Below are 22,081 nucleotides of genomic sequence, written 5' to 3'. Positions count from 1 at the left end.
TCGGACATACACTCCGCGCCGAACCCCTCTAAGGTGGGTCCCATGATCACCCTTCGCAAAGAGGACGGCGCAGCCGATCTGGCAGGAATCACCGATCTCCGGGTCGCGGTGTCGTGGGACCCGAGCGCGGGCGCCACCGGCGGGCTGCTCGGGATCGCGCGCCGCAAGAAGGGTGTCGATCTCGACCTCATCGCGATCCTCATGCAGGGCCCGGAGCCGGTCCGCTTCGCCGGGCTGGACTCGCTCGACCCGCTCGGCAACGGCTCGGTCGTGCACACCGGCGACGAGCAGACCGGCGCCGCCGCGGGCGACGACGAGACGGTGAACGTCGCGCTCGGGCAGGTGCCCCCGGCCATCGACGCGATCATCTTCGTTGCCGCCGCCTTCAAGAAGGGCAGCTCGTTCGAGAAGGCGAACAATGTCGCCTTCAAGATCTACGACGCCACCGGCGGGAGCAGCCAGCAGGTCGCCGAGATCTGGCCGTCGCTGCTCGGCGCCGACAATGCCAACGCCATCGCCCGCGCCTTCCGCAACGGCCCGATCTGGCAGCTCGAGGTGCTCGACCGCAAGGGAAAGATCAAGCAGGGCGATCGGCAGGCGCTGCTCCGCTTCGCGATGCAGGGCTGATTCCGCGCGCGGCAGCGCGCGGTGCTGACGCTGCTCCTCGCCCTCGCCGGATTCGCGTTCCTGGACGCGCTCGACATCCCGCTGATGCGTCAATGCGAGGTTGACATCGCGGTGCGGACGCGCTGGGATCGCAGCGTGACCGACGCGATCCTGCTCACCGGCACCGCGGCCGGGCCCGGCCTCGCCACGGGACCGGTGCGGGTGATCCACCACCTCGACGACTTCGCCCGCTTCCACCCCGGCGACGTCCTGGTCTGCCGCGCCACCTCGCCCGCCTGGACCCCGCTGCTCGCCCGCGCCGCCGCCGTGATCACCGAGACCGGTGGCATCCTGGCGCACGCCGCGATCGTGGCGCGCGAGTTCGGCATCCCGGCGATCACCGCCGCGCGGGAGGCCACCGTGCGCCTCACCGACGGGCATCGGGTAGTAGTGGACGGCGGAACCGGAACCGTCAGCAACGCTCAGGACGCCCCTTGACCCATGACACCCCACCCGACCTGCTGGTCCTGCACGCCGTGCGGACCACCGGCTACGCGAGTACGCTGCGCCTGGCCGACCTGCTCGGGCTGCCCGCGGCCGTGGTCGAGGAGCACCTGGAGGATGCCCGCGCCCGCGGCTGGGTCACCGAGGCCGCCTTCGCGGACGACCGGGGCTGGACGCTCACCGAGGCGGGCAAGGCGCACGGCGAGCAGCGGCTCGCCGCCGAGCTCGACGCCGCCGGTGCGCGCGCCGACTTCGCGCAGATCTACCGGGAGTTCCTGCCCGCCAACGCGATCGTCGGCGCCACCTGCACCGCGTGGCAGCTCACCGAGCTGGGTGTCGGCGAGGTGCCCGCCGACGCCGACGCCATCGTCGCCGCGCTGCACGAACCGGCCCGCCTGCTCGCCGACCTCGAACAGCGCCTCACCGCCCACCTGACCCGCTTCTCCGGCTACCACCGCCGGTTCAGCACCGCGCTCGCCGCCGCGGCCACCAACCCGGCCTGGATCACCGGCACCGACCGCGACTCCGCGCACCGGGTCTGGTTCGAGCTGCACGAGGATCTCATCGCCACCCTCGGCATCGAGCGCTGACCGCCGCTCAGTAGACGTAGACCACCGCTTCGCGGCCACCCTGGCACACCACGGGATAGTTTCCGGCGCAGTACATCTCGTAGTACCCGCCGGTGACCGGGCTCCACGCCCGGACGGTCACCGGCGCCGACCCGCCCGATGCGAGGAACGCGTTGTGCACGGTGAGCCCGAACGGACAGCTCGTGGTGGTGGAATCGACCGCCGCCGAATCGAACTCCCCGTACCCGGGGCGGCACACCGAGGCGCTGGCGGGAATCCGGGAGCCGACCGGCACCTGCGCGCTGACGGTCAGGAACTCCTCCGCCGTGGTCGGCTTGTTCTGCGCCGCGATCCACTTCTCGCAGCCAACCTCGATCGGGATCGTGGCGAGATCGAGCAGCAGCTCCCCGATGGCCTTCTTCGGCGCGACCTTCAGCGCCATCGCGATCACCTTGATCAGCGGCCCGGTGAGCTCGCAGGCGAAGTCGGAGGCCGCGTTGCTCGACGTGGCGGACGAGGTCGAGCCGCAGGCGGTGATCCCGCTGCCACCGAGCAACACCACGAGCAGGACGACAAGCGTCCGCAAGACCCGCTCTACCATTGCCATTCGCCTTCCGCGGAGCTGATTCCGCGGGCAACACTAGGCCCACGAACAACGCGCGAACAGTCAGCTATTCGTGCGACGGGGATTCGTCGCGCACCGGCACGCGACGGGACAATGGCGGCATGACCGAACTCCGCCCGTTCCGGATCGACGTCCCCGACTCCGTGCTCACCGACCTGCGCCGCCGGATCACCGACACCCGCTGGCCGGAACCCGAGACGGTGCCCGACTGGAGCCAGGGCGTCCCGCTCGACTACACGCGCGAACTCGCCGCCTACTGGGCCGAGGGCTACGACTGGCGGGCCACCGAGGCGGAGCTGAACCGGTTCGACCAGTTCAGCACCGAGATCGACGGCCTGCCGATCCACTTCCTGCACCGGCGCTCCCCGCACCCGGACGCCTTCCCGCTGATCATCACGCACGGTTGGCCCGGCTCGGTGCTGGAGTTCGCGAAGGTGATCGAGCCGTTCACCGACCCCACCGCGCACGGCGGCCGCGCCGAGGACGCCTTCCACGTGGTGTGTCCCTCGCTGCCCGGCTACGGCTTCTCCGGCAAGCCGGCCGAGACCGGCTGGAACGTCGCGCGGATCGCCGCCGCCTGGGAGACCCTGATGACCCGGCTCGGCTACGACCGCTACGGCGCGCAGGGCGGCGACTGGGGCGCCGCGGTGACCACCGAGATCGGCCGCGCAGGCGGACACTGCGCCGCCATCCACACCAACATGCCGATCGCGACCCCGCCGCGGCAGCTCGACCCCGACGCCGACGGCGACGCCCTCGCGGCGCTGGAGTACTACCGCCGCTGGGACTCCGGCTACGCCAAGCAGCAATCCACCCGCCCGCAGACGCTCGGCTACGGCCTGCTCGACTCCCCGGTCGCGCTGCTGGCCTGGATCGTCGAGAAGTTCTGGTCCTGGACCGACTGCGACGGCCACCCGGAGAACGCCCTGACCCGCGACGAGCTCCTCGGCAACGTCACGCTGTACTGGGTCACCGGCACCGCCGCCTCGTCGGCGCGGCTGTACTGGGAGACGCGCGGCGCCTTCCGCCCCGGCGCCCGGGTCGAGCTGCCGACCGGCGTCGCCTCCTTCCCGAAGGAGATCGGCCGCGCCCCGCGCGCCTGGTGCGAGCCGAATTACCACATCACGCACTGGACGGAGATGCCGCGCGGCGGCCACTTCGCCGCCTTCGAACAGCCGGAGCTCTTCGTCGGCGACCTGCGCGCCTTCTTCGGCACCGTGCGCTGACCGCCGGCGAGCGACCCCCTCCGAAGCTCGCCGGCGGCGTCTCAGCGCTCGATCGGCCGCCGCACCAGGGCGGTGAGCACGCGCTGAGTCTTGGTCCGCCCGCGCAGCACCGGGAACCCCGCGCGCCGCACCTCGGTTTCGAACCCGCGCTGCTCGTGCGCGGCCCGGGTGATCAGCTCGAGCGGCGTCTCGCCCTCGATCGGGGTGATCCGGAGGGCGAGTTCGAGCAGGTCGACGCCGCCCGCGGTCCAGCGCTCGACGTCGAGGTCGAGGTGGCCGAGGCGGACGCCGGTCCAGCGGGTGGCGGCGATCGGGCCGACCGGCCCGAGGTGGTCGAGCGCGACGCCGGGGCGGGTACAGGTGACCAGGAACTGGCGCTGGGCGGAGTTCAGCGCGGCGGTCACGTCGACGCCGGAGCGCGCCACCTCGGCCAGCGATCCGGGCGGGCGGACGCCGAGCACCGAGGCGGTGAGCGCGCGGCGCTGCCCGCACCAGTCGTCCTCGACCCGGTACTCGATCTCGGTGTCGGTGAACGGCTTCGCCCAGCGGCCCATGAGCTGGGAGCGGCGGCAGGGCCGCAGGGTGACCGTCAGGTCGTCGAGATCGCCGCTGCGCAGCCGGATCACGATGCCGCTGCCGAGCAGCGCGAGCGCGCCGTCCTGGCCGCCGGCGCGGGACTCGGCGAACCAGACGTCACGGCGCACCGCGGGGCTGTCCGCGCACCCGAGCGCGCCGAGCACACCGTCGACATCCGTACCGAGGTTGATCTTGATCTCGATCGGGGGGATCACCGCGCCGCCTCTCACTGCCGCACTCCGAGCGCCGCCCCGAAGACGGCGCCATCGCGGCCAAGCGTCACCCGGCGGACACGGTGCGGGCACGAGTACCGCACTACTCGACCGGGGTAATTCCCGCGACGATCGCGAAACCGGCCGTTAGGCTTTGAGGTAGTCCACTACTCATGACCGGGGATGCTCTTCCCTCGGAAACTGGGCTTCCAATCCGAGATCGGCGAGCCCTGGCTCGCGCCCGCGTGTGGAGGTTCGTTGATGGTCGAAGCACAGCCGACGAGAGCGCGATCGGTATCGCGCGCGCTCGGCCGGATCGCGGAACAGATCGACCGCAGGGTCGGCTGGTCCCGGTTACCCACGCTGCTCGGCCTCGCCGTGCTGGCCGGCTCGCGCGAGCGGCTCCGCGCCGAGAACCTGCACGGCTCCGGCCCGCACCCGGGCGAGCTACCGCCCGAGCCGGCGAACCCGCACGTCCGCACGATCGACGGCTCCTGGAACGACCTCGCCGATCCGGGCGCAGGCGCCGTCGGCTGCCGCTTCGGCCGCAACTTCCCGCCCGCGTACACGTTCCCGGAGAGCGCGGAGCGGCTGCTCGACCCCAACCCGCGCACCGTCAGCCGCACCCTGCTGACCAGGGACACCTTCACCCCGGCGACCTCGCTGAACCTGCTCGCCGCCGCCTGGATCCAGTTCGAGGTGCACGACTGGCTCAGCCACGCCGCCGACGACGACCGCCCGCTCGAGGTACCGCTGGAGCAGGGCGATCCGTGGCCGGAGCACCCCATGACGGTCCCGCGCACCACCGCGCTCCCCGGCGAGCCGCCCAGCTACGCCACCGAGCAGTCGCACTGGTGGGACGCCTCGCAGATCTACGGCAGCACACCGGAGTTCGCCGACTCCATCCGCAGCAAGGACCGCGGCATGATCGCCGTGGACGAGTACGGGCTGCCCCCGGTCGACATCGAGCAGCTGGCGCTGCGCGACGACACCGCGGCCAACTTCTGGGTCGGGCTCGCGCTGCTGCACTCGCTCTTCACCCGCGAGCACAACGCCATCTGCCTGCGGCTCGCCCGGCGCTACCCGGAGTTCACCGACCAGCAGCTCTACGACACCGCGCGGCTGGTGAACGCCGCGCTGATCGCCAAGATCCACACCGTCGACTGGACGACGGCGCTGATCGCGCACCCGACCACCGTCGCGGCCATGCGCGCCAACTGGTTCGGCGTCCTCGGCGAGGACGTGCGCAACCGCTTCGGCCGGCTCGCCGCCGGCGAGATCCTCAGCGGCATCCCCGGCGCGCCGATCGACGACAGCGGGGTGCCGTACTCGCTCACCGAGGAGTTCGTCGCGGTCTACCGGATGCACCCGCTCATCCCGGACACCCTCACCCTCCGCGAGCTCGCCGACGACACGAAGGCGAAGGAGCGGGAGCTGGACTTCCCCGACCTCGGCGTCGCGCATGTGCGGCAGCGCCTGGCGGAGACCCCGATGGCGGACCTGCTCTACTCCTTCGGCCGCGCCAACCCCGGCGCGCTCACCCTGCACAACTACCCGAAGCACCTGCAGGACCTGCGCCGCCCCGGCTACCCCCCGCTCGACCTGGCGACCGTCGACATCCTGCGCGTGCGGGAGCGCGGCGTCCCGCGCTACAACGAGTTCCGCAGGCAGCTGCGGCTCGCCCCGGCCGGCTCCTTCGAGGAGCTCACCGACGACCCGGCCTGGGCGCGCGAGCTGCGCGAGGTCTACGGCGACGTGGAGAACGTCGACCTCATGATCGGGCTGTACGCGGAGCCGAAGCCTGAGGGGTTCGGCTTCAGCGACACCGCCTTCCGGATCTTCGTGCTCATGGCGTCCAGGCGGCTCGCCGCCGACCGCTTCTTCACCACCGACTTCCGCCCCGAGGTCTACACCGAGGCGGGCATGGCCTGGGTGCGCGACAACGACATGCGCAGCGTGCTGCTGCGCCACTTCCCCACGCTGGCACCGGCGCTGGACGGCGTCGGCAACCCGTTCGCGCCGTGGCGCAGCACCGCCGAGGAGAGGAACACCGACCGATGACCGACCTGGCCGAGCGCACCTACGTCCGCTACACCCCGGATCTGGAGGCTCCCCGCGCGGACGAGGAGCAGATCATCGACCGGATCATCACGGCGCTGCGCGGCAACAACGAGCGCGCGTACCGCACCTACAAGCGCGGGCTGCGCGACGCGCACGCCAAGAGCCACGGCATCCTGCGCGGCGAGCTGACCGTGCCCGCGGGCTTGGCGCCGGAGCTGGCCCAGGGCATGTTCGCCGAACCGGGCACCTACCCGGTGATCGCCCGGCTCTCCAGCACCTCGGGGGTGATCCGCAGCGACCAGCTGCGCGGCGTGCGCGGCCTCGGCATCAAGGTGCTCGGCGTGCACGGCCCGCGCGCGCTGCCCGACGACACCGCCACCACGCAGGACTTCATCATGGTGACGCACCGGGAGTTCCTCTTCGCCGACGCGCACGCCTACCTGACGGTCGGCATGCCGACCGCGGTGGCGCTGGCCAGGATCCCGGACCCGCTGCTGCGCCGCGGCAGCACCCTGCTCGCCGCGCTGAATCAGCGGGTGCTCGGCCGGTTCGGGAAGAGCCTGCCGGAGAACCTGGCCGTGTTCGTCGCGCCCAACACGCACCTGCTCGGCGAGCCCTTCTACTCCTCGGCCCCGCTGCGCTGGGGCGACTACGTGGCGAAGCTGGAGTACGTCCCGGTCTCGCCGGAGGCCGCCGCGCTGCGCGGCACGACGATCGACCCGGGGGCGGGGGTGAACGCGCACCAGGACTCGGTCGTCGATTTCTTCGCCCAGCACGGCGCCACCTACGAACTCCGCGCCCAGCTCTGCACCGACGTGGGCACGATGCCGATCGAAGACGCCACCGTCCCGTGGCCCGAGCAGGAGTCCCCGCACCGGACCGTCGCCACCGTCCACTTCGAGCCGCAGGACCCGTACACCCCGGGGCGGCGCGCCTACGGCGACGACGTGCTCTCCTTCAACTCCTGGCGCGGGCTCGACGCGCACCGCCCGCTCGGCTCGATCAACCGGCTCAAGCAGCGGGTCTACGAGGCGTCGAGCAACTTCCGGCACCAGGTCAACAACGCGCCGCGGGTCGAGCCGGGCGATGTCGCCGAGCTGCCGGACTGACCGGTAGCCCGCGAATAGCCCCGGAGGTGAAGCGTGCACACCGGGGTTTCACGGCAACGAACGCATCGCGGTGCAGCAGAACAGGATCTACACTCGAGCACCATGGTGGAGCGCTGGCAACTGCTCGATCGCCCCGATGAATCCCTGACCGTGCGCGAGGCGCTGACGAGCGACGATGCCGGTGGCATCGTCCTCGTCGGCGATGCCGGGGTCGGCAAGACGACCCTGGCCCGGATGGTCACCGCGGAGCTGGCGGCGCCGGTTCGCTGGGCGGTGTGTACCGAGTCGTCGCAGGCGATTCCGCTCGGGGCCTTCGCGCCGTGGATCGACGGCTCCGCCTCCCGTGACCCGCTCGCGCTGCTGACCGAGGCCCGCAAGAACCTGATCGCCGGGGAGGCCCCGGTGATCGGGGTGGACGACGCGCACCTGCTCGACCAGCTCTCCGCCACGCTGCTGCACCAGATCGCGGCCGAGCGCAGCGCCCGCATCATCGCCACCGTGCGCAGTGGCGAATCGGTGCCCGGCGCGGTGCTCTCGCTGTGGAAGGACGACTACCTGGACCGGCTGGAGCTGGCGCCGATGCGCAAGGGCCAGTGCGTGCGGCTGGTGGAGTCGGTGCTGGCGGGGACGCTGGAGGGGCTCAGCGCCGACGTCATCTGGGAATCCTCCGGCGGCAACCCGCTGTTCCTGCGCAATATGGTCGAGGGCGCGATGGAGGCGGGCAACCTCACCGAGGTCGAGGGGGTGTGGCAGCTGCGCGGCCCGACCGCGGTGCCATCCGGGCTGGTCGAGCTGCTGCACGAGCGGCTCCAGCGAACCGGCGACGCCGTGCTGGAGGCGCTGCGCACGCTCGCGCTCTACGAACCGCTCGACCTCGACATCCTCACCGCGCTCGCCGACCCGGCCGCGGTGGACGCCGCCGAGCTGGCCGGGCTCATCCGGATCAGCACCGACACCCCGCCCACCGCGCGGTTCAGCCACCCGCTGCTCGGCGAGGTGGTCCGCAGGCAGCTCGGCACCGCCGCCGCGCGGGCCGGGTGCGGCCGGATCGTCGACGCCCTGCGCGACCGCCCGCTCGACACCGCCGCCAGCCGCATCCGGCTCGCCAGACTCTGCGTGGACAGCGACCGCCCCATCGACCCCGACGTCCTGATCACCGCGGCCAAAGACGCTGTGGCGCTCGCGAATCTGCCGCTCGGCGAGCGGCTGGCCCGCGCCGCGCACGAGCGCGGCGGCGGGCTGCGCGCGGCCGAGCTGCTGTCGCGCGCCCTGCTCTGGCAGGGCCGCCCGCAGGCCGCCGACGAGATCCTGGCCGGCTACGACCCCGAGCAGCTCGACCAGCTGCAGATCGTGCAGTGGGGGGTGCCGCGGGCCAGCCTGCGCTTCTGGTCGCTCGGCGACGTGGCGAGTGCCCGCCGGTTGATCGAACTCATGGGAACCGGGGCCGAGCACCCCGCGCTGCGGCTCATCGTGGATGCCGCCGGCGCCGCGATGGCGGTGCACGAGAACCGGATCGCCGAGGGCATCGCCGCCGCCGAGGCGGTGCTCGAGGCCCCCGACGCCCCGCGCCAGGCGGTCGATTTCGCCGCCTTCGCCGCCGGGCTCGCCATGCCGGTCGCCGGGCGCGGCCTCGACTTCGGCCCGATCGCGGCGCGCAGCAGGGCCCAGCAGAAGGCCACCGACGGCATGATCCGGGTCATGGTCCGCTACTGCGACGTCCTCGCCCTGACCACCGTCGGCGAGCTGGACCGCGCCGAGCAGCGGGCGGCGGAGTACAGCGAGTTCTTCTCCGCCGGGCAGTTCCTCGGCTGGGCCATCGCCAAGATCGCGGTCGGCGTCGTCGCCACCGCGCGCGGCCGTTTCCGCGAGGCCATCACCGCCTTCGAGCAGGCGCTGGCCGCGCTCAACGCCGAGACCTCGCTACCCTGGCAGCTCCCCGCCCGGCTGCTGCTGGTCCGCGCCTACGCCGCGCTCGGCGACACCGAGAAGGTCGAGAAGACCCTGCGCGACGCCGCCGAGCACGCCGGGCCGCACCTGGCCCTGCACGAACCGCAGCGCATGCTCGCCCGCGCCTGGGCCGCCGCCCCGCAGAACAGCGCCACCGCCGCCGAGCTCGCCCGCCGGGCCGCCCGGATCGCCCGCGGCGCCGGGCAGTTCGCGCTGGAGGCCGAGGCGCTACACCACGCCGCCCGCTTCGGCGACGGCACCGGCGCCGCCCGGCTCGCCGAGCTGGCGCCGAAGGTGCAGGGCGCGGTCGTCGCGCTCTACGCCCGCCACGCCGACGCCGTCGCCACCGGCGGGGCCGCCGACCTCGACGCCGTCAGCGCCGATTTCGAAACCGCCGGGCTGCTGCTCTCGGCCGCCGACGCCGCCGCGCAGGCGGTCCCCATCCACGACCGGGCCGGGCAGCGCGGCCCGAGCGCCCGCTGCACCGCCCGCGCCGCCGAGCTCTCCTCCCGCTGCGACGGCGCCACCACCCCCGCGATCACCGCGGCCAGCCACCCGCTGCCGATCACCCCGCGCGAGCGCGAGATCGCCGCGCACATCGCGCAGGGGCTCTCCAACAAGGAGATCGCCGAGCGGCTGGTGGTCTCGGTGCGCACCGTCGAGGGCCACATCTACCGGGCCTCGATCAAGCTCGACGTCGACGACAGGGAGAAGCTCGCGGACGTGGTCTGGCCCGGCGTGCGGCGCTGATCAGCCGCGCCGCACGCGCAACCCGTCCGGGGTCAGCTCGACCAGCGTGTGCACGCCGAGCGCGGCGAGGAACTCCTCGTCGTGGCTGACCACGAGCACCGCGCCGCGGTAGTCGGCCAGCGCCGCCACCAGCTGTTCGACGCTGGCGATGTCGAGGTTGTTGGTCGGCTCGTCCAGGATCAGCAGCTGGGCGGGCGGGTCGGCGAGCAGCAGCCGGGCCAGCGCGACCCGGAAGCGCTCGCCGCCGGAGAGCGTGCCGACCGGGCGGTCGACGCTGTCGCCGCGCAGCAGCAGCCGGGCCAACCGGTTGCGGACCGCGCCGGTGCTCGCCCCGGTGGCGACCGCCTGCACGGTGGCGAGCGCGCTCGCGGCGTCGTCCAGGCCGTCCAGCCGCTGCGGGAGGTAGCCGACCCGGTCGGTGTGCAGCGTCCCCCGGACGGAACCGGCGGCGGCGGGAGCGGTTCCGAGCAGCTGCTCGAGCAGGGTGGTCTTGCCCGAGCCGTTCCGGCCGACCAGCGCGACCCGCTCCGGGCCCTGGAGCACGACGGTGGTGGCGCCGTCGCTCAGCTCGGCGATCCGGCGTCCGGCCGGGACGTCCGGGTCGGGCAGCTCGAGGTGGATGTGCTCGTCGCGGCGGACCAGGGCGGAGGCGGCGTCCAGCGCCTGCTCGGCGGCGCGCACCTTGGCATCCGCGGTGCCGCGCAGCGCGCCCGCCGCGTTCTGCGCCCTGCTCGCGCGGTTCCCGGCGAGGATGCGCGGGATGCCACCGCGCTGCTGGGTGGCCCTTCCGGTGCGCTCCCTGCGGGCCAGCTTGGTCTCGGCCTCGATCCGCTGCCGCTTCTCCACCTCCAGCGCCTGCGCGGCGCTGCGGGCGGCCTGTGCGGCCGCGGCCTGCCGCTGCTCGACGTGGTGCCGCCACGCGCTGTAGGGCCCGCCGAAGACGTCGAGGCTGCCGTCGTGCAGCTCGGCGGTGTACTCCATCCGCTCCAGCAGGGCGCGGTCGTGGCTCACCACCACCAGGGTGCCCGGCCAGCCCGCGACCAGGCGGGCCAGCTCGGCGCGGGTGTCGCGGTCCAGGTTGTTGGTCGGCTCGTCGAGCAGCGTGACCGGCGTGCGGCGCAGCCGGAGCCCGGTGACCGCGACCAGCACCGCCTCGCCGCCGGAGAGCGTGCCGACCGTGCGGTCGAGCCCGGTCGCGCCGAGCCCGATCTCGTGCAGCGCCTGCGCGGCGCGGGCCTCGAGATCCCAGTCGTCGCCGACGGCGTCGAAGTGCCGCTCGGCGGCGTCGCCGGACTCGATGGCGCGCAGCGCGGCCAGCGTCTCCGCGATGCCGAGCAGCTCGGCGACGGTCGCGCCGGTGCCGAGCGTCAGGGTCTGCGGCAGGTAGCCGACCGGCCCCGCGGCCTCGACCCGCCCCGCGGTGGGGGTCAGCACCCCGGCGATCAGCCGCAGCAGGGTGGATTTACCGGCGCCGTTGCGCCCGACCAGGCCGGTGCGCCCGGCCGGAAGGACGGCGGTCAGCGGCCGCAGCGCGACGGTGCCGTCCGGCCAGTCGAAGGCCAGGTCGCGCAGGGTGATTCCGGAAGTGGACATGGGTGTGCTCTCCTCGCGCCCGGAGACGGGCGGTCGACGATCGGAAGATTCGCGAGAGCTCGACAGCGACGGAGGACCTGGCCACCCTCAGGGGTGGCCGGCGAGATGCCGTACAGGCCGGATCCGCCGCCCGCTGCGAGCGGGCGGCCCGAGTCTGTCGACCTCGATGAGCACGCTCGAACGGTACCACCGGCTCAGTAGTCGCGGCCGGTGAGTCCCCGGTAGACGAAGCGGGTGAGGCCGTCGACGGCCTGCTCGTCACCGAGCTCGACCATGCCGTCGTCGACGGCGTCCAGCAGCGCCTGGACCAGCAGGAACATCATGGCCAGGCTGGCGTCGGGGGTGCTCGGCAGCCGGAGCCCGGCGGCCTCGAAGCCCTCGATGTGGTCGGCGATGTCCGCGCGCTGCGCCCGGGAGAACTCCGCCACCCGGCGCGCGAAGCCCGAGTCCACCAGCGCCGCCTGGTTCACCGCGCGCAGCACCGGGGCGTGCGCGCGGGCGAAGCGCCAGAAGCTCTGGACGTGGTAGCGCACCCCGTCGGGGTCGGCGAAGTCCGGGTTGTGGTCGGCGTGCTCGGCCTCCGCGTCGCCCGCCGCGGCGAGGTCGGCGAGCAGCGCGGAGAGCAGCTCCTCCTTGCTCGCGAAGTGGTTGTAGAAGGAGCCGGCCGCCCGGCCCGCGGCCGCGGTGATGTCGGTGATCTTGGTGTTCAGGTAGCCGCGTTCGGCGAAGAGGCCGCGCGCGGCGGTCTTCAGCGCCTGCTCGGTCTCGGCCGCGCGCTCCCTGCGGCTGCCCGTCATCGCACACCTCCTTGACGGCACAAGCTACCAATCACCATACTGAACTCGCATTCACTGAATATTGATTCATCCAGGAGCCCCCGTGCGCACTGCCGTTCTGATCGCCGGAGCCGGACCCACCGGCCTCACCCTCGCCATCGAGCTGGCCCGCCGGGACATCCCGGTGCGGGTCATCGACCGCAACCCCGCGTTCCCGGCCGGATCGCGCGGCGACGGCATCCAGCCCCGCACGCTGGAGGTCTTCGACGACCTCGGGGTGCTCGACGCGGTCCTCGCCGATGGCGCGCCCGGCCCGGTGCTCCGCGCCTACATCGGCGGGCAGTTCGCCGGCGAGCACCGGATGGCCGAGCCGGTGGCGCCGACCCCGGCGATCCCGCACCCCAACGCCTGGTTCCTCGGCCAGGACCGCACCGAGGCGATCCTGCGGGCGCGGCTGGCCGAGTTCGGGATCGAGGTCGAGACCGGAACGGCGCTCACCGGCTGCACCCGGGACGCCACGGGCGTCACCGCCGTGCTCGAGCACGGAACCGCGCGGGCCGACTACCTGGTCGGCGCGGACGGCGGGCGCAGCACGGTGCGCAGGGCGCTCGGCATCCCGTTCGACGGCAGCACCGACGAGACCTTCCGGCTGCTGCTCGGCGACGCCAGGGCGGACGCGCTCGACCACACCTGCGGCCACTGGTTCGCCGCCGATCCGGAGCACCCGATGGACGGCATCGCGCTCACCCCGCTGCCGGGCGGCAGGCACTTCCAGATCGTCGCACCGCTCGGCGCCGACGCCGAACCCGGCCTCACCGCGCTGCAAGCCGTCCTCGACCGGCACCGCGGCGGAATCGAGGCCGAGCTGACCGAGCTCGACTGGGTCACCGTCTGGCGGCCCAATATCCGGCTGGCCCGGCACTTCCGGGCGGGCCGGGTGTTCCTGGCAGGCGATGCCGCGCACACCCATCCGCCGACCGGCGGGCAGGGCATGAACACCGGCATCCAGGACGCCTACAACCTGGGCTGGAAGCTCGCCGCGGCGCTCGACGGGGACGAGACCCCGCTCGGCACCTACGAACCCGAACGCCGCGCGGTGGCCGCCCGGGTACTCGGGCTCAGCACCGAGCTGATGGCGGACCTCCGCGACGGCCGGGAGGGGGCGCTGGAACGCGGCGAGAACACCAGGCAGCTGGATATCAGCTACCGCACCCCGGACGATCCCGCCTTCCTCGCCGTCGGCGACCGCGCCCCCGACGCGCCGGTCCTGACAGCCGACGGCCGGGCCTCGCGGCTGTTCGACCTGTTCCGCGGCCCGCACGCGACACTGCTCTGCTTCGGTGCGTCCGGAACGCTGCCGCGAGTCCCCGGCGCGCGGGTGTACGCCGTCCTGCGCCCGGGTGTGCCGGCGGCCGGGGCGCACGTCCGGGACGCCGAAGGCCACGCCTACGCCGGCTACGGCGCCACCGACGGCGAGCGGATCCTGATCCGACCGGACGGCTACGTGGGCAGCGTCCACCGCACGGCGGGAGCCGCGTCACGGCCCTGACCCGCTCGGGCAGCGGAAGGCGGGCGCGGCTCAGCGCCAGGAGCCGCGCACCTCGGCCCCGTTCTGCGCGGGCACCGCGTCCTGCTTGGACATGTCCGCCCCGAGCCCCTTCTCCACCGCCGCCACCCGGATCGCGTCCACCACGATGAGCAGCGCGGCCCGGCGGGCGGTATTGGTCCGGTAGGCCAGCGAGACCGTCCGGGTGAAGACATCGGCCAGCGCGACGATGTCGACCCCGGGCGGACGCAGCGCCAGCCCGAGATCCGAGACCAGCGTGACGCCGAGCCCGGCGGCCACCATCGCCATGGCGGTCGCCTGCTCCTCCACCTCGTGATCGATCCGCGGCTGCACCCCGACCGACTGGAAGGCCAGCCGCACCGCGTGCCCGAAGTGCGACCTGGCGGGCGCCAGGATCCACGGATGTTCGGCGAGTTCGGCCAGCGTCACGGTCGCGGCGCCGAGCATCCCGGCGGGCACGCACCCGTAGAGCCGCTCGACCGCGATCACCGCGCGCTCCAGCCCGCGATCCCAGGTCACCGGCGAGTTCGAGTAGTCGAGCACGAAGGAGAGGTCGAGCGCGCCGTCCCGGACGGCGGCGGCGGTCGCCTCCGGCGGCAACTCCCTGGTGCGCACCAGGATGCCGGGGTGCGTGCGCGCCAGCGTCTCCAGCGCCTCCGGCAGCAACCCCGACGCCACCGAGGCCCACACCCCCGCGGTGAGCTTCGCGGTCACCGACTCCCCCGCGTCCTCCAGCGCCTGCGTGGCCCGCTCCACCGAGGCGAGGATCTCCTCCGCGTGCTCGGCGAGCAGCAGCCCGAGGTCGGTGAGCTGCACCCGCCTGCCGCGGCGCTCCATCAGCCGCGCCCCGACGTCCCGCTCCAGCTGCGCGAGCTGCTGCGACACCGCTGAGGCGGTGTAGTGCAGCGAGCTCGCGGCGGCGGTGATCGTGCCGCGCCGATGCAGTTCGCGCAGCATGCGCAACCGCGCCAGCGACAGGTCCATGACCCGAGCCTAATTCTTGTGCAGGAACCGTGAACACTGCCGTGAACGAATCGTTGATAGACGCGCGGACCTATCGGCCGCACGCTGGGGAGACCGGGCACGCGCCATCGACAGCGACGACGAGGTCCGGGCGGGGCACAACGGCAAGCTGGGATTTCCCCCGTGGCGACCGAGTTAAACGCGCGATGAGGAGGTGGTCCTCGTGACCACGATGCAGAATCCCGCCGGGGGCACCCCGGAACTGACCGGAACGGCCACGGCGGCACCCGCGCTGCCGATCGCCCCCGCGGCGCTGCGGCCGCAGCCCTACATGCGGCTGCACTGGACCGATTCGGTCACCGGCGCGGTCGGCTACCTGGTCGTGCACACGCTGCGCGCGGGGCTCGCCACCGGCGGCACCCGCATGCGCGCGGGCTGCACCCTGCCCGAGGTCGAGGATCTGGCCCGCGGCATGGCGAACAAGACCGCCACCTTCGACCTGCCGATCGGCGGCGCCAAGGGCGGCATCGACTTCGATCCGAAGGACCCGCGCGCGCTCGGCGTGCTGGAGCGGTTCTGCGAGGCCATGCGGCCGTGGATCGACGCGCACTGGGTGACCGCGGAGGATCTCGGCGTCCCGCAGCACCTGATCGACGAGGTCTTCGAGAAGCTCGGCATGGGCCAGAGCTACCACGCCGCCATCCGCCGCGCCGCCGACCCGGCCGCCACCCTGGCCCGGGTCCGCGCCGGGCTGAACGCCGCGGTCGACGGCGGCTTCCTGCTCGGTGACGTGATCGGCGGCTACGGCGTCGCGCACGCCTGTCTCGCCGCGGCCGTCTCCTGGGGCCGCTCCCCCGCCGACACCACCGTCGCCATCCAGGGCATCGGCACCATGGGCGGCGCCGCCGCGCACTATCTGCACGAGGCAGGCATGCGGGTCACCACCATCGCCGACGCCGCGGGCACCCTGCACTGCGCCGACGGCCTCGATGTGCCCGCGCTGCTCGCCCTGCGCGACGGCTACGGCGAGATCGACCGCTCCCGGCTGCCCGCAGGCGTCGAGCAGCTCCCGCGCGCCGCGGTGCTCGCCACCGAGGCCGACATCCTGGTCCCCGCCGCCATCTCCTACGCCATCACCCCGGACAACTCGTTCGACGTGCGGGCGAAGGTCGTGGTCGAGGCCGCCAACGCCGCAACCACCCCCGAGGCCGAGGCCATGCTCGCCGCCCGCGGCATCCCGGTGCTCCCCGACTTCGTCGCCAACGCGGGCGCGGTCGCCTGGGCCTGGTGGCTGCTGCTCGGGCTGGTCGACGACAACCCGGGAAACTCCTTCGACCGGCTGCGCACGATCATGCACAGCAAGGTCGCGCTGCTCCTCGCCGCCTGGACCGACCACGGCGTCACCCCGCGCGACACCGGGCACCGCTGGGCCGACGAGCCGGGTACCGGGGCAGGCGCGGTCGTCATCCCCTGACCGCTGACTCCGTGGTGCGGCGGTGCCGCACCACGGAGTCAGGCGGCTTCGACGATGGCGAGCGCGAGCCTCTCGTAGCGGGCGGCGAGCTGCTCGGCCGTCATCGGCCCGTCCCCGCGCCACCACATGCAGATCGATTGGCCCATGCTGATGATGCCGCGGGTGGCGTCCAGCGGGTAGTCGGTCGCGAAGACGCCCTCCTCGACGCCGCGCGCCACCACGTCGCGGAAGAGCGCCTCCTGCTCGTCGCGCAGCGCGATCACCAGGTCCCGGCCGGGCGGCTCCAGGCTGCGCAGCTCGGTGGCGGCGACGACGGCGTCCAGCCGGTGCGTCGTGTGGAAGACCACCCAGGCCCGCACCACCGCCCGCAACTGGTCCGCGGGCGAGCCGTTCGACCGCAGCACCGCCGTCCTGGTCAGCGCGAGCGCCGCCTGCAGCGCGCGCACCATGATGCTCTGCAGGATCTCCTGCTTGGACCTGAAGTGGTGGTAGATCGAGGCGACGGTGATCTCGGCGCCCGCGGCGATGTCGCGCATCGACGTCCCGTGATAGCCGCGCTCGTTGAACAGCCGGATCGCGGAATCCAGGATGCCGTCCCGCCCGTTCGAACCCCGTGGCGCCACCGCGCTCTCGGCCACGCGCATCGCGCCTCCCGTTCGACCTGGTCGTGACCGGATCAGCGTAGTCGCTCCGCGCCCGCGGCTCCGGACTCCTGAACGACCGATCGGCTCGGTATTCCACGGGCCGAGATCCAGCGGCGACGGCACAATGGCGATCGTGTTGCTCTCCGTTCTCGGCCCGCTCCGCGCCACCCTGGCCGGCACCGGCGCCGACCTCGGCGGACCCCGTCAGCGGGCGGTCCTGGCCCGGCTCGCGATCGCGGGCGGCGAGGTGGTCTCCACCGACCGGATCATCGACGACGTCTGGGGCGGCGCCGACGTACCGGCGCGGGCGCTCGCCACGCTGCAGGTGCACATCTCGCACCTGCGCCGCGCGCTGGAGCCGGACCGGCCGCGCCGCACCCCCGCCTCGATCCTGGTGAGCGCCGCGCCCGGGTACGCGCTGCGGCTGCCGCGCGAGGCCGTCGACGCCTGGCACTTCGACGACCTCGTGCACCGCGCGGCCGGGGCCGACCCGGCCGGGCAGCTGCGGCTGCTTGACGAGGCACTCGCCCGCTGGCGGGGCGGGGCCTACGCCGAGGTCGCCGACGAGCCGTGGGCGATGCCCGAGGTGGCCAGGCTGACCGAGCTGCGGCTGCAGGCCGTCGAGCTGCGCGCCGAGGCACAGCTGGCGCTCGGCCGCCCGGCCGTCGTCGTCGCCGAGCTGGAGCGGCACCTGCACGACAACCCCGGCCGGGAGGGCGCGGTCCGGCTGCTCGCCCTCGCGCTCTACCGCTGCGGCCGCCAGGGCGACGCGCTCGCCGCGCTGCGCCGCACCCGCGACCACCTCGCCGACGAGCTCGGCGTCGACCCCGGCCCGGTGCTGCGCGCCATGGAGGCCGACATCCTGGCGCAGGCCCCGGCGCTCGACCCGCCGGTCGCGGTCCAGCCGAAGACCGAGCGCGCGGCCCCCGTGCCGCTCGGCCGCGCGGCGGAGCTCAACACCATCGCCGCCGCGGCCGCGGACGCCGCCGCACACGGCGCCCGGATCGTGCTGGTCGGCGGCGACGCCGGGGCGGGCAAGACCACGCTGGCCGAGGCCGCGGTGCGCGCGCTCACCGCCGAGGGCTGGCAGGGCAGGCGCGGCCGCTGCCCCGAGGTGGCCGGCGCCCCGCCCGGCTGGGCCTGGGCCGAGGCGCTCGGCACGGACTCGCTCGGCACGGACTCGCTCGCCGCCGGTACTTCGCCGAACCCGTTCGAGCTCGGCCGCAGCATCGCGGCCGCGCTCGGCACCGGCCGCACCGTCGTCCTGCTCGACGACGTGCACCGCGCCGACGACCTGACGCTGCAGCTGCTGCGCCAGGTGGTCGCGCTGCTCGCCGAGCAGCCGGTGCTGGTGCTGGTCACCTACCGCACCGGCGAGCGCGGCGACGAACTCGACGCCACCGTCGGCGCGCTGCTCGGCCGCACCGCCGCGCACCTGGTGCTGCGCGGCCTCGACCCGGCGGCGGTCGCGGTCCTCGCCGGGCGGCACGGCCTGGCCGAGGCCGGGCCGGAGCTGCTCGCGATGGTCGCCGAGCGCACCGGCGGCAACCCGCTCTTCGTCCGCGAGCTGGCCAGGCTGATCGCCGCCGAGGGCGACCGGGCCGCAGGCACCGCGGTGCCCGCGGGGGTCGGGGAGGTGCTGCGCCGCCGGGTCGCCCGGCTGCCCGACCCGGTCGCGACCACGCTGCGCCAGGTCGCGGTACTCGGCCGGGAGGCCGACCTGGACGTGCTCGCCGAGGTCGCCGGGCGCGACCCGGACGACCTGCTCGACGCGCTGGAGGCGGCGGTGCTCGCCGGGCTGCTGGACGAGCCCGCCCCCGGCCGGGTCCGGTTCACGCACGCCCTGGTCCGCGACACCCTCTACGACGACACCCCGCTGCTGCGCCGGGCCCGGCTGCACACCAGGGCGCTGGAGGTGCTCGGCGCGGAGGCCGATGCCGCGGTGCTCGCCAGGCACGCCTCGGCCGCGGCGGGCCCGGCCACCGCGGCCGCCGCCATCCGCTACCCGGTCGCGGCGGCCCGCGCCGCCGAGCGCGCCGGGTCCTGGCGCGAGGCCGCCGCCCAGTGGCGGGACGCGCTACGGCTGCGCGAGCTCGCTGGCAGCAGGGCGACCGGCTCCGCCGCCGAGCTGCTCGCCCCCGCCGTGACCGCGCACGCCCGCGCGGGCGACGCCATGCGCGCCCGCGTCATCTACCTGGACGCGCTGGCCGCGCAGCCGGAGATCGCCGTCCTCGCCGCCTGGGACGCACCGCTCATCTGGACCACGCGGCACGGCCGCGACCCCTCGCACGCCGCCGTCGCCGCGCTCCGCGCCCACCTCGCCCGCGCGCTCCCGGACGAGACCAGGGTCCGGCTGCTGCTCGCGCTCTTCCGCGAGCTGGAGGGGTACGACGAGGCCGAGAGCCAGCGGGTGAGCGCCGAGGCGCTCGCGCTGGCCCGCACCGTGCCGGACGCCAGGCTGCGGTGCGCGGCGCTCAACGTCAGGGCGTACGCCGCGCTCGGCCCCGACCTGCGCGCCGAGCGCCGCGCGGTGGCCGAGGAGTACCTGGCGGTCGCGATCGAGGCCGGGCAGATCGACCACGAGGCGGTCGCGCACTGGCTCCTCTTCCTCGACTCCGCCGCGCACACCGACCTGGCCGGGGCGCGCGCCGAGATGGAGCTCGCGGTGGCCAGGTCGACCACCGGCCAGCTCGGCATCCTGCTCGCGGTGGTCGCCATCTTCTCCGCGCTGCTCGAGCTGCTCGCCGGGCACGTGGAGGCGGCGCTGGCCAGGTACGCGGAGGTCAGCAGGCAGCTGGCCGAGCACGGCGCGCTGAACGGCGCCGCCATGGCCACCGTCGGCCGGGTCGGCGCCGCCGTCGCCCGCGGCGACCTGGCGCACCTGCGCGACGAACTCACCGCCGTCGACGCCGCGCTGCCGGGGCTGATCACCGACGCGCTGGTACTCGCGCTGCTGGACGCCGGGGACGAAACCGAGGCCCGCCGGGTCTGGGCCCGCCGCACACCGATCGACCGGAACTACTACTGGCTCGGCTTCAGCACGCTGCGTGGGCACGCCGCGGCCCGGCTCGGCGACACCGAGACCGGCGCGCAGGTCTTCGCCGAGCTGCTCCCCTTCGCGGGCCGGATCGCCGGGCTCGACTCCGGCACGCTCTACGCCGGTCCGGTGGACGCGGCGCTGCACGCGCTCTCCGGCGACCCGGCCTACGCCCGCTCGGCCGCCGCGCTCACCGCGCGGCTCCGAACACCAGCGCCTCCCGGCGGCGGAACGGCACCGGAAGGAACTTGATCATGAGCGCGACCGGGATGCCGCCCTCCCGGCGCGCCTCGTCCAGCTCCGCCCCCGTGCTGACCGCGAGGATCCGCGGCACCTCGAAGCTCATCTTGCCGCCGTGCCTGCGGATGGTGGCCTCGACCCGATTCCACTCCTCGTCCGAGAGGTAGCGCTTGATCAGCGGGACGATGGTGCGCTCCTCGTCGGCGACGTGCTCGCGCACGGTGTCGCGCAGGTCGGCCAGGTCGGCGGCGAGCTCGGGCGCGACCGTGCGGGTCTCCCGCAGCGCCGCCGCGCCCGCCCGGATCCGGTCCAGCTTGGGGTCGAGTTCGGCGTGGTCGTCGCTGAGCTCGGTGAGGTCGACGTGCGCCCCGGCCGAGCGCTCCAGCACCGGCCAGAGCACCTGGTCCTCGGCGCTGTGGTGGTGGTGGATGCTGCCGCAGAAGTCGGTCAGGTAGGCGGCGATCGCGGTGGCGCGCTTGCGCTCCAGCGAGGTGCCGGCGAGCTGCGCGGCCAGGGCGGCGCAGCGGTCGAGATCGCGCAGCATGGCGCGGTGGGCGAGCAGGAGGCCGTTCGGTTCGTTGTGCATGACGACACCGTGCGCCCGGCCACCTGCGGCACACCTAATCCGCACTTAACGCCCGCCCGGCAAGCGGGTGTGCAGTACCCATATGCTGGATCCCGTTGGGCCGCTTGCGCGTATGCGGTATACCTCGATGGCCCACCTTTCTTCGACGCGCAGGGAGAATTCAGGTGTCCGACGGTCGGCCCGACCTGGGTATCAACGTGGCACATCCGGCCCGCATGTACGACTACTTCCTCGGTGGCAAGGATTCCTACGACGCGGACCGCGACGCCGCCGAGAAGGCGCTGCGGGAGTTCCCCGCGGTGCGGCTGACCGCCAAGACAAACCGCGAATTCATGCGGCACGCAACGCGATACCTCGCCGGGCAGGGCATCAGGCAGTACCTCGACATCGGAACGGGCATCCCCACCGAGCCCAACCTGCACCAGGTCGCGCAGGAGCTGGCCCCGGAGTCGCGGGTGGTGTACGTGGACAACGATCCGATCGTGCTCGCGCACGCCAGGGCGCTGCTGGTCGGCACGCCCGAGGGCCGCACCGCCTACATCCAGGCCGACGCCTCCGACCCGCAGTCCATCCTCGACGCCCCCGAGCTGCACAGCACCCTCGACCTCTCCCAGCCGGTCGCGGTCTCGCTGATGGCGACGCTGCACTTCGTCCCCGGTGACGTCTACGAGCACGTGCGCGCCTTCCTGGCCCCGCTCGCCTCCGGCTCCTACCTCGCCATGTCCCACGTCACCACCGAGTTCGACGACGGCCCCGATGATCCCAAGGGCATGGCCAGGCTGCTGCAGGTCTACCAGGACCGCGGCATCCCGGTGCGGCCGCGGAGCAGGGCCGAGGTGGCGCGGTTCTTCGACGACCTGGAGCTGGTCGAACCCGGCGTCGAGGTGATCCATCGCTGGCGCAACGAGGGCATCGCGCACCCGAAGAGCCACGACAAGGCGGTCTCGCTGTACGGGGCGGTCGGCCGCAAGCCCTAACATTCGCGCCGTGCAGTTGCGGCGCAGGCTCGGGGTGTT

Annotated in this window: 18 protein-coding genes; 11 read left to right on the top strand and 7 right to left on the bottom strand. The window is 73.8% G+C overall.

Features of this window, described 5'->3' with window-relative positions; translation table 11 throughout:
* Positions 1–42 precede the first annotated feature (42 nt).
* From LTT61_RS28595 to LTT61_RS28585, 3 genes are read left to right on the top strand one after another with little or no spacing between them, the layout of a single operon-like run.
* A complete protein-coding gene (locus tag LTT61_RS28595; RefSeq protein WP_233017107.1) occupies positions 43–627 on the top strand; it encodes a TerD family protein in 585 nt (194 codons plus the stop codon).
* A 21-nt stretch (positions 628–648) separates the two neighbouring features.
* Positions 649–1,104 carry a PEP-utilizing enzyme gene (locus tag LTT61_RS28590; RefSeq protein ID WP_233017106.1) on the top strand — a complete coding sequence of 152 codons (456 nt, stop codon included), beginning with the start codon at positions 649–651 and terminating at the stop codon, positions 1,102–1,104.
* Positions 1,101–1,700, top strand: coding sequence for a hypothetical protein (locus LTT61_RS28585; protein WP_233017105.1), 600 nt, complete (start codon positions 1,101–1,103; stop codon positions 1,698–1,700). Before LTT61_RS28590 ends, LTT61_RS28585 begins: the two co-directional genes overlap by 4 nt.
* Positions 1,701–1,707: 7 nt before the next feature.
* Here the strand turns inward: LTT61_RS28585 and LTT61_RS28580 are convergent, their stop codons facing one another.
* Complete coding sequence (locus tag LTT61_RS28580; RefSeq protein WP_233017104.1) at positions 1,708–2,280, bottom strand: hypothetical protein; 573 nt, start codon at positions 2,278–2,280, stop codon at positions 1,708–1,710.
* Positions 2,281–2,405: 125 nt separating this feature from the next.
* Here LTT61_RS28580 and LTT61_RS28575 point away from each other — a divergent pair, with 125 nt between their 5' ends.
* Positions 2,406–3,530, top strand: a complete 1,125-nt coding sequence (locus LTT61_RS28575) for an epoxide hydrolase family protein (protein ID WP_233017103.1) — start codon at positions 2,406–2,408, stop codon at positions 3,528–3,530.
* A 41-nt stretch (positions 3,531–3,571) separates the two neighbouring features.
* Here LTT61_RS28575 and LTT61_RS28570 read toward each other — a convergent pair whose 3' ends face one another.
* On the bottom strand, positions 3,572–4,321 hold the full coding sequence (locus LTT61_RS28570; RefSeq protein WP_233017102.1) for a hypothetical protein: 750 nt from the start codon (positions 4,319–4,321) through the stop codon (positions 3,572–3,574).
* Between the two features lie 255 nt (positions 4,322–4,576).
* Here LTT61_RS28570 and LTT61_RS28565 point away from each other — a divergent pair, with 255 nt between their 5' ends.
* The 3 genes from LTT61_RS28565 to LTT61_RS28555 all read left to right on the top strand — a co-directional run bounded on the left by LTT61_RS28565 (position 4,577) and on the right by LTT61_RS28555 (position 10,185).
* Entirely contained in the window at positions 4,577–6,379 is a 1,803-nt protein-coding gene (locus LTT61_RS28565; RefSeq protein ID WP_420094708.1) for a peroxidase family protein, read from the top strand.
* On the top strand, positions 6,376–7,488 hold the full coding sequence (locus tag LTT61_RS28560) for a catalase family protein (protein ID WP_233017101.1): 1,113 nt from the start codon (positions 6,376–6,378) through the stop codon (positions 7,486–7,488). The genes LTT61_RS28565 and LTT61_RS28560 overlap by 4 nt, the downstream gene beginning before the upstream one ends.
* A 102-nt stretch (positions 7,489–7,590) precedes the next feature.
* Complete coding sequence (locus tag LTT61_RS28555) at positions 7,591–10,185, top strand: helix-turn-helix transcriptional regulator (RefSeq protein ID WP_233017100.1); 2,595 nt, start codon at positions 7,591–7,593, stop codon at positions 10,183–10,185.
* Here LTT61_RS28555 and LTT61_RS28550 read toward each other — a convergent pair whose 3' ends face one another.
* On the bottom strand, positions 10,186–11,778 hold the full coding sequence (locus tag LTT61_RS28550; RefSeq protein WP_233017099.1) for an ABC-F family ATP-binding cassette domain-containing protein: 1,593 nt from the start codon (positions 11,776–11,778) through the stop codon (positions 10,186–10,188). It abuts the gene before it with no gap.
* Positions 11,779–11,972: 194 nt separating this feature from the next.
* Complete coding sequence (locus LTT61_RS28545; RefSeq protein WP_233017098.1) at positions 11,973–12,575, bottom strand: TetR/AcrR family transcriptional regulator; 603 nt, start codon at positions 12,573–12,575, stop codon at positions 11,973–11,975.
* A gap of 82 nt (positions 12,576–12,657) precedes the next feature.
* On the opposite strand from LTT61_RS28545, the gene LTT61_RS28540 reads away from it, so the two are divergent.
* Positions 12,658–14,103, top strand: coding sequence for an FAD-dependent monooxygenase (locus tag LTT61_RS28540; RefSeq protein WP_233017097.1), 1,446 nt, complete (start codon positions 12,658–12,660; stop codon positions 14,101–14,103).
* Between the two features lie 30 nt (positions 14,104–14,133).
* On the opposite strand, the gene LTT61_RS28535 is transcribed toward LTT61_RS28540, so the two are convergent.
* Positions 14,134–15,105 carry a LysR family transcriptional regulator gene (locus LTT61_RS28535; RefSeq protein ID WP_233017096.1) on the bottom strand — a complete coding sequence of 324 codons (972 nt, stop codon included), beginning with the start codon at positions 15,103–15,105 and terminating at the stop codon, positions 14,134–14,136.
* Between the two features lie 211 nt (positions 15,106–15,316).
* Between LTT61_RS28535 and LTT61_RS28530 the strand changes: the two genes are divergently transcribed.
* Positions 15,317–16,558: a Glu/Leu/Phe/Val dehydrogenase dimerization domain-containing protein gene (locus tag LTT61_RS28530; RefSeq protein WP_420094839.1), complete on the top strand. Its 1,242-nt coding sequence runs from the start codon at positions 15,317–15,319 to the stop codon at positions 16,556–16,558.
* A gap of 38 nt (positions 16,559–16,596) precedes the next feature.
* On the opposite strand, the gene LTT61_RS28525 is transcribed toward LTT61_RS28530, so the two are convergent.
* Complete coding sequence (locus LTT61_RS28525) at positions 16,597–17,202, bottom strand: TetR/AcrR family transcriptional regulator (protein WP_233017095.1); 606 nt, start codon at positions 17,200–17,202, stop codon at positions 16,597–16,599.
* A 133-nt stretch (positions 17,203–17,335) separates the two neighbouring features.
* Here LTT61_RS28525 and LTT61_RS28520 point away from each other — a divergent pair, with 133 nt between their 5' ends.
* Positions 17,336–20,491, top strand: a complete 3,156-nt coding sequence (locus LTT61_RS28520; protein WP_420094707.1) for a BTAD domain-containing putative transcriptional regulator — start codon at positions 17,336–17,338, stop codon at positions 20,489–20,491.
* On the opposite strand, the gene LTT61_RS28515 is transcribed toward LTT61_RS28520, so the two are convergent.
* Positions 20,430–21,065, bottom strand: coding sequence for a hemerythrin domain-containing protein (locus tag LTT61_RS28515; protein WP_233017093.1), 636 nt, complete (start codon positions 21,063–21,065; stop codon positions 20,430–20,432). The genes LTT61_RS28520 and LTT61_RS28515 overlap by 62 nt on opposite strands.
* Before the next feature lie 164 nt (positions 21,066–21,229).
* On the opposite strand from LTT61_RS28515, the gene LTT61_RS28510 reads away from it, so the two are divergent.
* Positions 21,230–22,042 (top strand): SAM-dependent methyltransferase, encoded by an 813-nt coding sequence (locus LTT61_RS28510; protein WP_233017092.1) that lies wholly within the window; start codon positions 21,230–21,232, stop codon positions 22,040–22,042.
* The last annotated feature ends 39 nt before the right edge of the window (positions 22,043–22,081 follow it).

Source organism: Nocardia asteroides (genome assembly GCF_021183625.1).
Taxonomy (GTDB): domain Bacteria; phylum Actinomycetota; class Actinomycetes; order Mycobacteriales; family Mycobacteriaceae; genus Nocardia; species Nocardia asteroides_A.
The sequence above is the reverse complement of the archived record's forward strand: the minus strand, read 5'-3'. Positions and strand labels throughout refer to the sequence as shown.

Coding starts and splice junctions, on each gene's coding strand:
- LTT61_RS28595 (WP_233017107.1), top strand. CDS start 43: ATGATCACCCTTCGCAAAGAGGACGGCGCAGCCGATCTGGCAGGAATC.
- LTT61_RS28580 (WP_233017104.1), bottom strand. CDS start 2,280: ATGGTAGAGCGGGTCTTGCGGACGCTTGTCGTCCTGCTCGTGGTGTTG.
- LTT61_RS28575 (WP_233017103.1), top strand. CDS start 2,406: ATGACCGAACTCCGCCCGTTCCGGATCGACGTCCCCGACTCCGTGCTC.
- LTT61_RS28560 (WP_233017101.1), top strand. CDS start 6,376: ATGACCGACCTGGCCGAGCGCACCTACGTCCGCTACACCCCGGATCTG.
- LTT61_RS28555 (WP_233017100.1), top strand. CDS start 7,591: ATGGTGGAGCGCTGGCAACTGCTCGATCGCCCCGATGAATCCCTGACC.
- LTT61_RS28550 (WP_233017099.1), bottom strand. CDS start 11,778: ATGTCCACTTCCGGAATCACCCTGCGCGACCTGGCCTTCGACTGGCCG.
- LTT61_RS28545 (WP_233017098.1), bottom strand. CDS start 12,575: ATGACGGGCAGCCGCAGGGAGCGCGCGGCCGAGACCGAGCAGGCGCTG.
- LTT61_RS28535 (WP_233017096.1), bottom strand. CDS start 15,105: ATGGACCTGTCGCTGGCGCGGTTGCGCATGCTGCGCGAACTGCATCGG.
- LTT61_RS28530 (WP_420094839.1), top strand. CDS start 15,317: ATGCAGAATCCCGCCGGGGGCACCCCGGAACTGACCGGAACGGCCACG.
- LTT61_RS28525 (WP_233017095.1), bottom strand. CDS start 17,202: ATGCGCGTGGCCGAGAGCGCGGTGGCGCCACGGGGTTCGAACGGGCGG.
- LTT61_RS28515 (WP_233017093.1), bottom strand. CDS start 21,065: ATGCACAACGAACCGAACGGCCTCCTGCTCGCCCACCGCGCCATGCTG.